Source organism: Hymenobacter fodinae (assembly GCF_004745825.1).
Lineage (GTDB): Bacteria > Bacteroidota > Bacteroidia > Cytophagales > Hymenobacteraceae > Hymenobacter > Hymenobacter fodinae.
Genome location: NZ_SRLA01000002.1, coordinates 733,595 through 748,230 on the forward strand (window position 1 = coordinate 733,595; position 14,636 = coordinate 748,230).

The 14,636-nt window shown below is 56.9% G+C and carries 12 protein-coding genes; 9 read left to right on the forward strand and 3 right to left on the reverse strand.

Annotation, left to right across the window (positions count from 1 at the left end):
• Window positions 1–123: 123 nt before the first annotated feature.
• Window positions 124–681, forward strand: a complete 558-nt coding sequence (purE, locus tag EU556_RS10375) for a 5-(carboxyamino)imidazole ribonucleotide mutase (RefSeq protein ID WP_135433859.1) — start codon at window positions 124–126, stop codon at window positions 679–681.
• A gap of 54 nt (window positions 682–735) precedes the next feature.
• A complete protein-coding gene (locus tag EU556_RS10380; RefSeq protein ID WP_210116259.1) occupies window positions 736–1,899 on the forward strand; it encodes an endonuclease/exonuclease/phosphatase family protein in 1,164 nt (387 codons plus the stop codon).
• 36 nt (window positions 1,900–1,935) lie between these two features.
• Here EU556_RS10380 and EU556_RS10385 read toward each other — a convergent pair whose 3' ends face one another.
• Window positions 1,936–3,087: an FAD-dependent monooxygenase gene (locus EU556_RS10385; protein WP_167855534.1), complete on the reverse strand. Its 1,152-nt coding sequence runs from the start codon at window positions 3,085–3,087 to the stop codon at window positions 1,936–1,938.
• Between the two features lie 386 nt (window positions 3,088–3,473).
• Here EU556_RS10385 and EU556_RS10390 point away from each other — a divergent pair, with 386 nt between their 5' ends.
• Entirely contained in the window at window positions 3,474–3,779 is a 306-nt protein-coding gene (locus tag EU556_RS10390; protein ID WP_135433863.1) for an STAS domain-containing protein, read from the forward strand.
• A 267-nt stretch (window positions 3,780–4,046) separates the two neighbouring features.
• On the opposite strand, the gene EU556_RS10395 is transcribed toward EU556_RS10390, so the two are convergent.
• Window positions 4,047–4,262: a hypothetical protein gene (locus tag EU556_RS10395; RefSeq protein WP_135433865.1), complete on the reverse strand. Its 216-nt coding sequence runs from the start codon at window positions 4,260–4,262 to the stop codon at window positions 4,047–4,049.
• A 779-nt stretch (window positions 4,263–5,041) separates the two neighbouring features.
• On the opposite strand from EU556_RS10395, the gene EU556_RS10400 reads away from it, so the two are divergent.
• The 3 genes from EU556_RS10400 (at window position 5,042) to EU556_RS10410 (ending at window position 10,921) form a co-directional block, all read left to right on the forward strand.
• The gene (locus tag EU556_RS10400) at window positions 5,042–6,133 is read left to right on the forward strand and encodes an efflux RND transporter periplasmic adaptor subunit (RefSeq protein WP_135433867.1); all 1,092 of its coding nucleotides are present in this window, start codon (window positions 5,042–5,044) and stop codon (window positions 6,131–6,133) included.
• 173 nt (window positions 6,134–6,306) lie between these two features.
• Complete coding sequence (locus tag EU556_RS10405; RefSeq protein WP_135433868.1) at window positions 6,307–9,486, forward strand: efflux RND transporter permease subunit; 3,180 nt, start codon at window positions 6,307–6,309, stop codon at window positions 9,484–9,486.
• Window positions 9,479–10,921: a TolC family protein gene (locus EU556_RS10410; protein ID WP_135433870.1), complete on the forward strand. Its 1,443-nt coding sequence runs from the start codon at window positions 9,479–9,481 to the stop codon at window positions 10,919–10,921. The genes EU556_RS10405 and EU556_RS10410 overlap by 8 nt, the downstream gene beginning before the upstream one ends.
• 134 nt (window positions 10,922–11,055) lie before the next feature.
• Here the strand turns inward: EU556_RS10410 and EU556_RS10415 are convergent, their stop codons facing one another.
• A complete protein-coding gene (locus tag EU556_RS10415; RefSeq protein WP_135433872.1) occupies window positions 11,056–11,919 on the reverse strand; it encodes an SDR family oxidoreductase in 864 nt (287 codons plus the stop codon).
• A gap of 273 nt (window positions 11,920–12,192) precedes the next feature.
• On the opposite strand from EU556_RS10415, the gene EU556_RS10420 reads away from it, so the two are divergent.
• The 3 genes from EU556_RS10420 (at window position 12,193) to EU556_RS10430 (ending at window position 14,592) form a co-directional block, all read left to right on the forward strand.
• Window positions 12,193–12,609 carry a winged helix-turn-helix transcriptional regulator gene (locus EU556_RS10420; RefSeq protein ID WP_135433874.1) on the forward strand — a complete coding sequence of 139 codons (417 nt, stop codon included), beginning with the start codon at window positions 12,193–12,195 and terminating at the stop codon, window positions 12,607–12,609.
• A gap of 192 nt (window positions 12,610–12,801) precedes the next feature.
• Window positions 12,802–13,620, forward strand: a complete 819-nt coding sequence (locus tag EU556_RS10425; RefSeq protein ID WP_135433876.1) for an AraC family transcriptional regulator — start codon at window positions 12,802–12,804, stop codon at window positions 13,618–13,620.
• Window positions 13,621–13,854: 234 nt separating this feature from the next.
• Window positions 13,855–14,592, forward strand: coding sequence for an SDR family oxidoreductase (locus EU556_RS10430; RefSeq protein ID WP_135433878.1), 738 nt, complete (start codon window positions 13,855–13,857; stop codon window positions 14,590–14,592).
• The last annotated feature ends 44 nt before the right edge of the window (window positions 14,593–14,636 follow it).

Genomic DNA, 14,636 nt, shown 5'->3' on the forward strand with positions numbered 1-14,636 from the left:
AGGTACGAGCCTTTGAGAATCAGCAAACAAGGAAAACACTATGTTTGGTGAAAGAACCTCGCGCATAGGAGCGCGTAGAAGCACTATCTAGCCGGTTCTGTCCTGTTTTTGTTCTCTCTCCCTATGAGCACAACTCTCCCTGTTTCGTCTCCGGCCGATGTAAGCTCTCCCACCGACACCCCGTTGGTTGGGATAATCATGGGCTCGCAGTCCGATTTAAAAATTATGTCGGCGGCGGCCGAGTTTCTGCGGCAGTTTGGTGTGCCGTATGAAATCACGCTGGTGTCGCCGCACCGCACCCCGCACCGGCTGATTGAGTACGCCGAAACCGCCCGCAAGCGGGGCCTACGCGTAATTATTGCCGGGGGTGGGGGCGCGGCCCATCTGCCGGGTATGATTGCGGCCTTCACCACGCTCCCCGTAATTGGAGTGCCCATCAACTCCGTTACTTCGCTGCATGGCCTAGACTCCATCTTATCGATGCTGCAGATGCCGGCCGGGGTGCCCGTGGCCACTGTAGCGCTAGATGGGGCCGCCAATGCGGCGGTGCTGGCAACGGAAATGCTGGCCATGACCAATGCCCGACTGGCTGATGTGCTGGAGAAATACCGGACTTCGCTGAAGGATAAAGTGATGCGCACGATTGAGGAATTGCGGAAGGGAGGGTTCAGCGACGATTAAGCTGGCCTTATTTTCGCCGGTTGCTTCCCCGTTCCACCACACCTCTCCCCATCCGTGCCTGATCTTGACGAACCCCTCTGGCTGCTGATAGCCCATAGCCTGGCCTTTTTGCTGGGTGTTACTTCCTTGGTTGCCACTGTGTTGCCCTTGCTACGACAAACGGCCTGGTGGATCAGAGTGTTTGATTTTCCGCGCCTGCAGATTGTAGCCGTGGCGCTGCTGTGCATTGTGGCCGGTCTGCTGCTGGGCTGGCACCAGCTAGAGGGCAATTGGGGGCTAGTTCTGCTGGCGGCCCTGGCGGTGTCGGTCATTTATCAGGCCATCCGCATCTTGCCCTACACCCCCCTGGTGAGCAAGCAGGTGGGCGACAGCACCCTCAAAGACGGGAAGCGCCATTTGAGTTTGGCCGTGATGAACGTGCTGCAGTTCAACAAGCAAGGCGCTAAAGCTCTGGCTGCTCTGCAAGAGTCAGACCCCGATGTGATTATGGCGGTGGAAACCGATGAATGGTGGTACGGGCAGCTGAAGCCGCTGGAAAAAACGCATCCGTATACCTGTCACGAGCCGCTTGATAACACCTACGGGCTACTCTTTTTCTCGCGCCTGCCCCTGCGAAATTGCCAGATCAAGTATCTGCTCGATGACGATGTGCCTTCCCTGCACACGCACGTGCAACTGCCCGATGGCAAAACCTGGGTGCGCTTGTTTGGGCTGCATCCCAAACCCCCAGCACCCGCCGAGTCGAAAACCAGCACCAAGCGCGACGCCGAGTTGCTGCTCGTGGGGAAGGAAATTGAGGAGCAGGAAGAGCCAACCATTGTGTTTGGCGATATGAACGACGTGGCCTGGTCGCACACGTCTGAGCTGTTTCGCCGGATTAGTGGCCTACTAGACCCCCGCGTGGGCCGCGGCCTGTTGCCTACCTTTCACGCCGATTACTCCTTGCTGCGGTGGCCCCTCGACCACGTGTTTGTGTCGCCTGACTTCAAGGTAGATGACATGGAACGCCTGCCGTACGTGGGCTCTGATCATTTTCCTATTTACATCAAGCTCAGCTACGAACCCCACGACAAGCAGGAGCAGGAAGAAAACCAAGAACAAGCCGACGCGGAAGACCACCAGGAAGCCAATGAGAAAATACGGGAGGGCTTTGAGGAGGAAACCGAAGAGGAGCTGGAAGAAGCTAATGGTAAGCCTGAGAAGGAGCTTGCCACGTAAACCCAAACGGCTGCCGCTCCTACGGCGGCCGTTTTGTTATGTTGGAGGTTCATAAAGCCAGGCCATTTGGCTACGGCTAACGGCCGCCGGGAGAAGGCGCATGAGCGTGTTGCGTAGGCCAGTCAGCACGGGGTTTTCTAGCTGGCCTACTTGGCCTAGCCGCCAGGAGGTTTCCACAATGCGAGTGGTGCGCGGGAGTCGACGGCGCTCAAATTCTCGGAAAGCCGCTGCAGGGTCGGGGGCCGTGGCCAAGCAGGTGGATAGCTCGGCGGCGTCTTCGATGGCCATGCCGGCTCCCTGGCCCATGTTGGGCGTGGTGGCATGGCCGGCATCACCGAGGAGCAGCACGCGGCCGTAGGCCAGGTGCCGCAGCGGTTTCAGGTCCAAGATATCGTTCCAGAGCAGCTGGTCGTTGCGGGTGAGGCGGAGCAGGTCGGGCACGGGCGCGTGAAATCCCGCAAACTCCCGCTGCAAGTCGGCCACGCGGTACGCCCGAAAAGCGGGGTTTTGGGGTGTGGGGCTGTTGAGGCAGGCAAACCAGTACACCCGGCCCCCGCCCACGGGTACGTACCCAAACCGCCGGCCCCGCTCACCCCAGGTTTCGCCCGACTCGCCCACCGGCAGCTGCAGCCGCGCCGCATCTACAATGGCCCGCCAGCAGGTATAGCCGGCGTAGCGGGGCTGGGCCTGGGGCAACAGCTGGCGCCGCACCCGGGAGCGAAGGCCATCGGCGCCAATCAGAAAGTCAGTGGAGGCAGTGGTGCCATCGGCGAAGTGAACCGCTAGGCCAGTAGGCGTTTCTGCAAAGCGCTCAAACGGTTTCCCGAGCACCACGGTACCCGCGGGCAAGCCGCGCAGCAGCACCTGCTGCAGCGCAGCCCGGTGAATACCCAGGTTATCGAAGCCCAGCTTTTGCGTGAACACGGAGGTATCGGCAGCCTGCAGTATGCGGCCCTGCTGGTCGAGCAGGTTGAGGTGTAGCACGGGAGTGCCGTGGGCTTGTACGGCGTCGTGGAGGCCTAGTTGGTGCAGGGCCCGCATGGCGTTGGCACCTAGCACTACTCCGGCCCCTACTTCGCGCAGCTCCGGCGCGGCCTCGTACACGCGCACGGAGTGGCCTAGGCCCAGCAGCGCATGGGCAGCAGTAAGTCCGCCAATGCCGGCTCCGACAATAAGAAAGTCTGCCATTGCAATGTGTGGGTGAACAGCCGAAAGGTACGATGGCGCAACTCTACGCGCTGCCGCATGGGGATTCAGTGAAGCTAGTGGCCTGGTAATGCTACCGCTCATGGCAAGCCCGATACCAGTAGAAATACTGAGGCGGGGGCGAGAGTACGACCACCGCGCCTAACTGGCGGCGCGCAGGAGAAAGCTACTGAAAAGAAATTACGCGTTTTCAGCCACTGGAAACCCGTAATTATTCGGGAGTAAAAGGAGGGAAGCTGCCGTTTAGTTGAATGCAGATGCTTGGGTTACCGGTGTCTGGCTTACGCCATCATTATTCCGTGCAAGCCGGTCGTAATCAAAGCAAACACGGCGTTCATCCACCTTTCTTACCTCTGTTACCCCCACGTATGGCTACTGCCCTTACCTCCGCCGCTACCAGCCTCTCTTCCCTCACCCCCCTCGACCTGGACAGAGTAGATGCTATTCAGGTGATTAGAACCCTGGCTCAGCAACCCGGTCAGACGCGCCCCCAGTTTGTGGTGGATTGCGGCAGCTTGCAGTGCTTACGGGCAATGGGGGTGAGCTACGTAGTATCGCAGCTGCTTCTGCTGCACCAGAGTGGCTCGGGCGTGTGGCTTCGTAATGTGAGCCCAGTGCTTAAGCGGTGCCTCAAGGTGCTCCGCCTCAATTCTCTGTTCCGGGTTATGAACTAACGCCAGACCAGGCTACCACCTCGTCTGCCTCCTGCCGCATGCTGTCGTCACCTGAATGGCCGCATGAGGTGTAGCCCGGGCTAGGCCTATGCTGCAACCCCCTCGAAAGGGCACCGCAAATAATTGTGGTGCCCTTTTGTGTATTTGGCGGGACTAGGTCAGAATACGTGCCGGAAGAGTGGCCTAGCGCGCAGCCGGGCCTCTCCGGGCCAAGCGGCGCACCCGATTTTCTGACGGTAGAATACTGCCGTACCTGGTTTGTTGACGCTAGTGAAATTCGGGCGGTCCTAGGCTAGTGAGTAGCTCTTCCACGGATATATCTCCGCAGGCGTACAGGTCAAGCAAGCGCAATTCACAGGGGCTGGGGTAGAGGTGCGTGCCTTCCGTTAGGTTCAGTAAGAGCGTAACCAGGCGCCGGCGGCCCTGCTCAGTAGTAAGCAAGTCGGGCTGCTGAGACGACCACAGAGCAAGTAAGTTTTTCATAATGAAAGTTCGTCCGGCAGGAAGTTCTGCACAACCGAAGAAAAGCGGGTTTTATTGAAGATTGATACTTATTTCCCCCCCCCCCTTAAATACGGATCAAGCCTCGCGAGCGGGTTAGTAACCAGGGGTTTACTCAGAACTGCCAGAAGTGGGAGGGCGAAGCGGCATAGGCCAGTGCTATACCCCGATGGCTATGTAGCTCAGGTTATGTGCAAGGGCGAAAAAAGCTGGGGCAGAAGCACGCGCATGCGCCCATGAGCCACCCAACGAAACCAGGTGGTGCAAAAAACAGGCCGACGGAATGAGGCGATGGTGAAGTATCTGAACAGCGGGGGAAATATCTGGTAACGGGTATATAAAAATTTGAATTATAGCATGCTATAGGTGAAATACCTCTGATAGTGGCCTAGATGAATAGTTGCTTCATGTAGTCTTCATGCCATACGGAGTGCTTTGTATCACCAACCTATGACGCATGGCCTACAGCCACCGCATTTACTCCGTTTCCGCGGGCCCTCAACGGGTGGTAGTAGCCTCGTCAATTAGCAAGCATGTACGAAGACACCTTAGGTAGAAATCTCCAGCCCACTAACCTCGTAGGTCGGCCCCCACAACTATCGTACTGGCCCTGGCTTCCGCAGCCGCTAGGCCACCTGCTTCATCCGGCAGCCACAGTAGTTGCCTCGCTACTGGCCTAGGCAGGCACCGCTCGCATTCTATCCCACACAACACACTATCCTCTGGATCACCAAACGCCTGATAAGGCACCTAAGACCCTTATGAAAGGAAGGTTCGCGCTCATGTTTATGGGCTTGGGCATGTTGTATTCCGCTACAAGCTGCTCCGAAAAGAAAGAAGAAAAGGAAGAACAAGTTAAATTCCTGGTTACTAGCCCCTGGCAAAAAGACACGACTATTACCAAGGAGTACGTGTCGCAGATTCATTCCATTCAGCACATTGAGCTGCGGGCCCTGGAAAAAGGCTATCTGCAGAAGATTTTTGTGGATGAGGGCCAGCAGGTGCATGAGGGACAAGTGATGTTCCAGATCATGCCCATGCTGTACCAGGCCGAGCTGAAGAAGTCGCAGGCCGAAGCCAAGTTCGTGGATCTGGAATACCAGAACACCAAGAAGCTGGCCGACAACAACGTGGTATCGAAGAGCGAGCTGGCCCTTTCGCAGGCCAAGCTGGAAAAAGCCAAGGCCGATGTGGCTCTGGCCCAAACGCACCTGGGTTTCACCACCATTCGGGCGCCCTTCAGTGGCATCATGGACCACTTCCAGGCCCGGCTAGGTAGCTTGGTAGACGAGGGCGACCTGCTGACCACGCTCTCCGACAACAGCAAGATGTGGGTGTACTACAACGTGCCAGAAGCCGAGTACCTGTCGTACAAAGCCCACGCCGCCAAGACCGACAGCGCCATGCGCGTGAAGCTGAAAATGGCCAACAACGAGGTGTTCCAGTACCCTGGCGTAGTGCAGACCATTGAGGCCGACTTCAACAACGAAACCGGCAACATCGCCTTCCGGGCCACTTTTCCTAACCCTAAGGGGCTGCTGCGCAACGGTGAAACGGGTAGCGTGCTGATGACGGTGCCCATGAAAAACGCCATCATCATTCCACAGAAAGCCACCTTCGAAGTGCTCGAAAAGAAGTTCGTGTACGTGGTGGACAAAAACAACGTGGTGCACCAGAAGGAAGTGGTAGTGGCGTCTGAAATGCCTGACCTCTACGTGGTTTCGAGTGGCCTAGCCGCCACCGACAAGATCATGCTGGAAGGCATCCGGAAAGTGAAGGACGGCGACAAGATCAGCTTCACTTACCAAGACCCCAAGTCGGTCGTGTCGCACCTAAAAGTGTACTCTGAATAATAGCAAAATGCCGATACAGAACGTCATGTCGAGCCTGTCGAGGAACCGCAGGAAGGCGTAGCCAATCTCGCTTGCTGACGTCTGAGATGAACTTCAACGAGGGTAATTACCCTCTGGCAAGATGTCTCGACAAGCTCGACATGACGGTCTTTTGGCGCTAATAGCAATGTATAATGTTCAGTAGATTCCTTCGTAGGCCAGTGTTTGCCATCGTGATATCGGTGGTAATCATGTTCCTGGGGGTTTTGGCCATCAAAACCCTCCCCAACTCGCAATTCCCGGAGATTTCGCCGCCCATGGTAATGGTGAGCACGGCGTATCCGGGCGCCAGTGCCAAGGTGCTGACCGAGTCGGTACTCATCCCGCTGGAGCAGGCCATCAACGGCGTGCCCGGCATGAAGTACATGACCTCCGACGCCGTATCGGCCGGTGAGGCCAACATTCAGATTGTGTTCAATCTGGGCACCGACCCCGAGCAGGCGGTAGTAAACGTGAACACCCGCATTGCGCAGATCCTGAACCGCTTACCGGTGCTGGTGCAGCGCGAAGGTGTGGTGGTAAACCGCGTGGTGCCGAACATGCTCATGTATGTGAACCTCTACAGCAAGGACAAGAATACCGACATGCGGTACTTGTTCAACTACGCTGGGGTAAACATGCTGCCCGAAATTCAGCGCATCGACGGTATCGGCCGCGCCAGCATCCTGGGTTCTCGCCAGTACGCCATGCGCGTGTGGCTGAAGCCCGACCGGATGCGGGCCTACAACCTCTCCGTGGATGACGTGATGGAAGCCCTCAACGACCAGAGCGTAATTGGCTCGCCGGGTCGTATCGGCCGCTCCGATGGTAAAGAAGCCTCCGCCCTGGAATACGTACTGACCTACAAGGGCCGCTTCAACGACGTAGAGGAGTACAAGAACGTTATCATCAAGGCCAACGCCAACGGTGAAACGCTGCGCCTCAAAGACGTAGCCAACGTGGAGCTGGGCTCGGAGTTCTACGATATCTACTCCAACCTCGATGGCTACCCCTCGGCGGCCATTATGCTGAAGCAGACCTACGGCTCCAACGCCTCTGATGTAATCAAGAGCGTGAAAGCCAAGCTGGAAGAGCTGAAGAAAACCATGCCCCCTGGCATGGACTACAAAATCAGCTACGACGTATCGAGCTTCCTCGACGCTTCCACCGAAAACGTAATCCACACCCTGCGCGACGCCTTTATTCTGGTAGCCATTGTGGTGTTCCTGTTCCTCGGCGACTGGCGCTCTACGCTCATCCCGATTATTGCCGTGCCGGTGTCGCTGGTAGGGGCGTTCATCGCCATGCAGGCCTTCGGCATGACCATCAACATGATTACGCTCTTCGCGCTGGTACTGGCCATCGGTATCGTAGTCGATGACGCTATTGTGGTGGTGGAAGCCGTGCACGCCAAGATGGAGGAGAAGCACCTTTCGCCCTACGGCGCAGTGCGCGAAGTAGTGGGTGAAATCAGCGGCGCTATTATCGCCATTACCATCCTGATGACGGCGGTATTCGTGCCGGTGGCCTTCATGAGCGGTCCGGTAGGTATTTTCTACCGCCAGTTCTCCATCACCATGGCCTCGTCTATCGTCATCTCGGGTATTGTGGCCCTGACACTGACGCCGGTGCTCTGCGCCATGATTCTGAAGAACAACCACGGCCAGCCCCGCAAGAAGACGCCTATTAACCGCTTCATTGACTGGTTTAACCGCGGGTTTGAGCGCCTGACCGGCCGCTACACCAACATTTTGGAGAAGGTAGTTGACCGCCGGGTGTTCACCTTCGGTATTCTGATTGCCTTCGGCTTTGGCATCTTCGGTATCTCGTCTACGCTGCCTTCGGGCTTCATCCCGGCCGAAGACCAGGGCATGCTCTACGCCATTATCCAAACGCCTCCCGGCTCCACGCTGGAGCGCACCAACGCCTTGTCGCAGCAGCTCTCGAAGCTGGCGGAGAAAGTGCCCGGCATCGAAAGCGTATCATCGCTGGCGGGTTACGAGGTGCTGACCGAGGGCCGTGGTTCGAACGCCGGTACCCTACTGATCAGCCTTAAGCCCTGGGAAGAGCGGAAGGAGTCGGTGCACGACATCGTGGAGAACCTTGAGAAAAAGGCCAAGGAAATTCCCGGCGCGACCATTGAATTCTTCGAGCCGCCAGCAGTACCCGGCTACGGCGCGGCGGGTGGTTTCCAGCTGCAGCTGCTTGATAAAACCGCCACCGGCGACTATAAAGCGCTGGAAAAGGTAAATGAGGACTTCATGGCCGAGCTGAAAAAGCGCAAGGAGCTGAGCGGCCTGTTCACCTTCTTCTCGGCCAACTATCCGCAGTACGAGCTGCAGATCGACAACCAGCTGGCCATGCAGAAGGGCGTGAGTATTGGCAATGCCATGAATACGCTGAGCATTATGATTGGCTCGACCTACGAGCTGGGCTTCATCAAGTATCAGCGCTTCTTCAAGGTGTTCGTGCAGGCTTCGCCGGAGTACCGCCGCCTGCCGAAGGACGTGCTGGATATGTGGGTGAAGAACGACAAGGGCGAAATGGTGCCGCTCTCGGCTTTCATGAAGATTGTGAAGAGCCAGGGCGCCAACGAAATCAACCGCTACAACATGTACCCCACGGCTTCCATCCGCGGCGATGCAGCGGCCGGTTACAGCTCCGGTGAGGCCATCAAGGCCGTGCAAGAAGTTGCAGCCAAAACCCTGCCCCGCGGCTACGACATCGACTGGGGTGGCCTCTCGAAAGACGAAGTTAGCCGCGGCAATGAGGCCATCTACATCTTCCTAGTGGTTATCGTGTTCGTGTACCTGGTGCTGGCCGCGCAGTATGAAAGCTTCCTGCTGCCCCTGGCCGTAATCCTGTCCTTGCCCGCGGGTATTTTCGGCTCCTTCCTACTGATCAAAACCATGGGCCTGGCTAACAACATCTACGCCCAGGTAGGCCTGGTCATGCTTGTAGGCCTGTTGGGTAAGAACGCGGTGCTGATTGTGGAATTCGCGGTGCAGAAGCACGAGGAAGGGATGTCGGTGCGCGACGCGGCCATTGAAGGTGCTAAGGTGCGTTTCCGCCCGATTCTGATGACCTCGTTCGCCTTCATTGCCGGTCTGATTCCGCTGGTACTGGCCCACGGCGCCGGGGCCATTGGTAACCGCACCATTGGCACCTCAGCCCTCGGGGGCATGCTGTTCGGTACCATTTTCGGGGTAATTATTGTGCCAGGGCTTTATTACATCTTCGGCACCCTGGCCTCCGGCCGCAAGCTGATTGGGGATGAAAACGAACACCCCTTGTCGGAGTTCGAGCCGCACGTATTAGTTGAAGAACATGCTTAAGAGACGCATATATCAGGGCCTAAGCGCCGCATGCCTGGCTCTAGCCGTGGCGGCGTGCAAAGCGCCCGAGCTGGTAGAAAGAAAAGTCAACCGCACGGTGCCCGCCAGCTACGGTACCGCTAGCACAAAAGACACCGCCAGTACGGCCACCGGCCAGTGGAAATCCTTTTTCACCGATCCCAACCTGGTAGCCCTCATCGATACCGCGCTGCAGCGCAACCAGGAGCTAAACATCTCGCTGCAGGAAATTCAGATTGCCCGCAACGAGGTGCAGATCCGGAAAGGGGAGTACCTGCCCTTCGTAGGCCTGGGTGCCAAAGCTGAAGCCGAGCGGCCTAGTCGCTACACGCTGCAAGGCGCGACGGAAAAAGCCATCGACATCAAGCCCGAGCACCGCAACCCCGACCCACTGCAGAACTACCAGATTGGTGCCTTTGCCAGTTGGGAAGTGGATATCTGGCACAAGCTGCGCAACTCGCGTAAGTCGGCGGCCCTGCGCTACCTGGCTACGGTGGAAGGTCGCAACTTCACGGTGACCAATCTGATTGCCGAAATTGCCAACTCGTACTACGAGTTGCTGGCTCTCGACAACCAGCTGGCCATTGTGCGGCAGAACATTGAGCTGCAGACCAATGCCTTGGAACTGGTGCGCCTGCAGAAAGAGTCGGCCCGGACTACGGAGCTGGCCGTGCAGCGTTTTGAGGCTCAGGTGCACAACACCCGCAGCCTGCAGTACGGTATTCAGCAGCGCATCGTCGAAACCGAAAACCGAATCAACTTCTTGGTTGGCCGGTATCCGCAGCCCATTATTCGCAACGCGGCCTCGTTTAATGACTTGGTGCCCGCGGTAGTGCAGGCCGGCGTGCCAGCCCAGCTCCTGCAAAACCGCCCCGACATCAGGCAAGCCGAGCAGAGCCTGGCCGCTGCCAAGCTGGACATTCAGGTGGCGCGAGCCAACTTCTACCCGGCTCTGCGCATAACCGGTGGTGCGGGCTTCGGGGCATTCAAGCCCGGCCTGATCTTCTCGACACCCGAGTCGATGCTGTATTCACTGGCCGGTGATTTAGTAGCGCCTTTGGTGAACCGCAACGGCATCAAGGCCGTGTACGGCAACGCCACCGCCGCCCAGATCCAGGCTGCCTACAATTACGAGCGCACTATTCTAAATGCCTACGTGGAAGTAGCTAACCAGCTTTCCAGCATCAACAACCTGGCAAGAAGCTACGATGAGAAGGCCAAAGCCGTGCAAGCCTTAAACCAGTCGAGCACCATTTCCAACAGTCTCTTCCGCTCGGCCCGCGCCGAGTATACCGAAGTGCTCTTCACCCAGCGCGACGCCTTGGAGTCGAAGTTCGACCTTATCGAAACCAAGATGCAGCAGCTTAACGCCTCGGTGAACGTGTACCGAGCCCTAGGTGGCGGCTGGAAACAATAGAGTGGCCTAGGCCACCTCGTAGGCCAGGTATAACAAGAAAAGCCTCACCACATGGTGAGGCTTTTTGTTTGGCTACTTGGTAAAGCAGAAAAAGGGAGAAGGAACCAAGTATAGGGTTGTAGCCGCACAGCGGTTTAGGCACCTGGGAAATATGTTGCTTTTAGGTATTCTCGCAGCGAGGTTGGCTTGCGGCCTAGTAGCCGCTCGACGGTATCGGGCGTGCCCGCTAGCATGCCGTATTGAGCAGCGTCGGCCCACTGGGCTATGAAGCCAGCAACAGGTTCAGGGAGGCCAGCAGCTACTTGCTGCGCGATGTAAGGCGCGGGCTCGCTGCTGTGGTAGGTGATGGGCCGGCCCGCCAGCTGGGAGAGCTCCTGGGCGACGTCGTGAAACGAGTAGGCTTCGCTTCCGGTCAGAGTATACTCCCGGTTGTCATGACCTCCGCTGGTGAGCAGGGCGGCCGTAGCCGCGGCCAGCTCGGTCCGCTTGACGAACGCAATCTTGCCTTCTCCGGCCGGAACACGGATTTCGGATTCCGGTACTTCGTTGCCAATCAGGTACCCGAGGCCTTCGAAGTAGTAGCCGTTGTGGAGAATGGTGTACACCAGCCCCGATGCTTTCAGGTAGACCTCCGTGGCCAGGTCGCTTTCCGTAACCTGCGGCATCACAAAGTCGGAACTACGCTGAATGCTGGTGTAAAACAGGTGCTTGACCCCAGCTTCTTTCGCCGCGTCGATGACGTTGCGGTGCTGACTCAGCCGGTCGGTAAAGACCACGGCCGACACCAACAGCACCTTATCGACGCCCTGGAAGGCCTGCACTAAGGCGGGGTAATCAATGTAGTCGGCCTGCCGGACATCTACGCCTCGTTCCGTGAGGTCGGTGGCTTTGCTTATGTCGCGCACCAAGGCAGCAATTTCCGCGGCCGGGGTGATCTTGAGCAAGCACTCAATGGTTTCGTGGCCTAGGCCACCAGTGGCTCCCGTTACTAGAATCATACGAAACAGAAATTAAAAACCACAACTGCGTGGTCGGCAAAAGGGTAATATGGGGAAGTGGATTGGTCAGCAACTGTCCGGAAGAGAGGTGTTGCACAAGCTATAAGGGGGCATGCGCAAGAGAGTGGTGAATAGAGGGAGGCGACTACCCTATTTTGAATAGGTGAGGTCGCCCCGGGGTAGGGCAGGTGAAAGAGTGTATATTTACTTTCGATTTGCAAGTGTAAGTAGAAGTCAAAACACTTGCAAATTGCAAGTGAAAATATCTACCATATGAAAGTGCTCAAACAGCGTTCTACTTGTCCTATTAGCACGGCCCTCGACGTGCTAGGCGATAAATGGGTCCTTCTCATTCTGCGGGACATGGTGTTTGCGGGCAAGTCCACGTATGGGCAATTCCTACAGTCAGCGGAAAAAATGGCCACCAACATTCTGGCCGACCGCTTGGCGGTTCTGGAGTCACAAGGCATCCTGAACAAAGCCGTGGCCGCCGATAAGAAATCGAAGTTCACCTACCGCCTGACGGAGAAGGGGGTAGATACCGTCCCCCTTATTATCGAGCTTGTGTTGTGGGGTGCCAAGCATTGCCCAACCATCATCGACCCACGTCTGCTGGCAGAACTGCAGGATGAAAAAGCCGCGGCCGTTGAGAAGTACAAGCAGCTCGCCCGCGACATGGCCCGAGCGTAAACCAGAGGCATACAACAAGGCAACGATGGGCAGGGGAGGGATGGAGCCGTTGCCTTCTAGGCCTATTACATCAGCAAAGTGGCCTGTTGAGTAAAGCAACTTTGGCCTTTTGAACAAAGTACTTGGTTGTAGGCCTCCCTACCTTTGTATGGTCGATAAGCACTCTTCAAAGGATTCCAACCACAGTCCCTCATGGCAAGCAAGCAGCTGAACCCCAACGCAGAAATGGTGGTCGTGTGTAGCGGCGATTGGCGCTACCAGGGAGAGGCCGCCTTTGAGGAGCACATTTTGGTTTGTGTAATAGCAGGCGAGCTGAAGGTGGTACAAGCCGAGCGCACCCTACACTGTGGAGCAGGTGACACAGTATTGTTCCCCCGGAACCAACCCGCAACGCTCATCAAGAGCCCCAAAGACGGCACAGCGTATCAGGCGGTGATTATGCGGCTGCCCACCCCGCTCGTGCGAGCGTACTACGCCGAAAACGCCCCGGTGGTAGCTAGGCCAGCGTCTACTGATGTGCTATTGTTTCCTAAGAATCCGCTGTTGCAGAGCCTATTTGCGTCACTGTTGCCTTACCTGGAGCTGCAACACCCATTGCCGGAAAAGCTCATGGCTGTGAAAATAGCCGAGGTGATAGAAATCCTGCGTAGCCTCGATCAGAACAGCGACGGGGTGCTGGCAGACTTCTCAGAGCCGGGGAAAGTGAACCTAGTTGAGTTCATGGAGGCCAACTACCGGTTTAATATCTCCCTGGCCAAGTTTAGCTACCTGACGGGCCGTAGCTTAACCACCTTCAAGCGCGACTTTAAAAAGGCCTTTCAGCTGAGCCCTCAGCGCTGGCTCACGCAGAAACGGTTAGCGCTAGCCCACTACCAGCTCACAGAAAAAAGGAGAAAGCCCACGGAGTTTTATCTAGAGGTGGGCTTCGAGAACCTGGCGCATTTCTCCTACGCCTTCAAAAAGCAGTTTGGTTACCCGCCAACTGCGCTAGTCAGGCAAGAAGGCGGCTAGCCAACAGCAGGCTCAAACAACGAGCATTCTGCTGAAGCTGCGTGGGCAGTTACAGCCTTGCTTATGCAAAATGAGGCCTAGCACACAGAGCCCTTACTGCCTGTCTTAATATTTCATAACAAGCTCATTTCAAGGCATTCATACATGCCTTGCTGATAAGGCTATGCCTTTACCTCAGTAGGCCGGTCAGTATGGTTCTGCCGGTTCATTTTTACCCTAGTACAAGTATTACCCATGAAGTCAGCATTGGTCACCGGTGCCAACAAAGGCATAGGCCTAGAAGTCGCCAAACTACTCGCTCAGCACGGATTCTTCGTGTATATCGGCAGCCGTAACTTGAAGAGCGGGGAAGCCGCCGTAGAACAGCTCAAAGCTACGGGGCTCACCACTCTCGCGGCCGTTCAATTAGATGTCACCAACCCCGAATCTATCCGGGCTGCCCGGGCGACGATTGGCGAGAAGACGCCAGTGCTCGATGTACTGGTCAACAACGCCGGTATTTCGGGTGGCATGTCGCAGTTGGCCCGGCAGACTACGCTAGGCCAGTTCCAAGAGGTGTTTGCCACCAATGTATTTGGGGTAGCCGGGGTAACGCAGGCATTCCTCGATCTGCTGGAAAAGTCACCGGCGCCGCGCATTGTCAACGTGAGCACGGCCATGGCCTCGCTGACCTTGTTCTCAGACTTCGATAACCCTAATTCTGCTTTTCGGGTGCCGGTGTACCAAGCCTCGAAAGCCGCTTTGAATATGTACACCCTCAACCTGGCCTACGAGCTGCGCGACACCCCTTTCAAAGTGAATGCCGTGTGCCCCGGCTACACCCAAACCGACTTCACGGGCCACCAGGGCACCAGCACGGTAGCCGAGGCCGGGCAACGCATTGTGAAGTACGCGCTGCTTGACGCAACCGGGCCAACCGGCAAGTACTTCAGTGAAGAGTATTTTCCAGCCCCTGCCACGTGCCCGTGGTAAATTCCTGAAGCGTATATCTCCCTAAACAAAAAGGCCCAGAGCAC

Coding starts and splice junctions, on each gene's coding strand:
- purE (WP_135433859.1), top strand. CDS start 124: ATGAGCACAACTCTCCCTGTTTCGTCTCCGGCCGATGTAAGCTCTCCC.
- EU556_RS10385 (WP_167855534.1), bottom strand. CDS start 3,087: ATGGCAGACTTTCTTATTGTCGGAGCCGGCATTGGCGGACTTACTGCT.
- EU556_RS10390 (WP_135433863.1), top strand. CDS start 3,474: ATGGCTACTGCCCTTACCTCCGCCGCTACCAGCCTCTCTTCCCTCACC.
- EU556_RS10395 (WP_135433865.1), bottom strand. CDS start 4,262: ATGAAAAACTTACTTGCTCTGTGGTCGTCTCAGCAGCCCGACTTGCTT.
- EU556_RS10400 (WP_135433867.1), top strand. CDS start 5,042: ATGAAAGGAAGGTTCGCGCTCATGTTTATGGGCTTGGGCATGTTGTAT.
- EU556_RS10405 (WP_135433868.1), top strand. CDS start 6,307: ATGTTCAGTAGATTCCTTCGTAGGCCAGTGTTTGCCATCGTGATATCG.
- EU556_RS10410 (WP_135433870.1), top strand. CDS start 9,479: ATGCTTAAGAGACGCATATATCAGGGCCTAAGCGCCGCATGCCTGGCT.
- EU556_RS10415 (WP_135433872.1), bottom strand. CDS start 11,919: ATGATTCTAGTAACGGGAGCCACTGGTGGCCTAGGCCACGAAACCATT.
- EU556_RS10420 (WP_135433874.1), top strand. CDS start 12,193: ATGAAAGTGCTCAAACAGCGTTCTACTTGTCCTATTAGCACGGCCCTC.
- EU556_RS10425 (WP_135433876.1), top strand. CDS start 12,802: ATGGCAAGCAAGCAGCTGAACCCCAACGCAGAAATGGTGGTCGTGTGT.
- EU556_RS10430 (WP_135433878.1), top strand. CDS start 13,855: ATGAAGTCAGCATTGGTCACCGGTGCCAACAAAGGCATAGGCCTAGAA.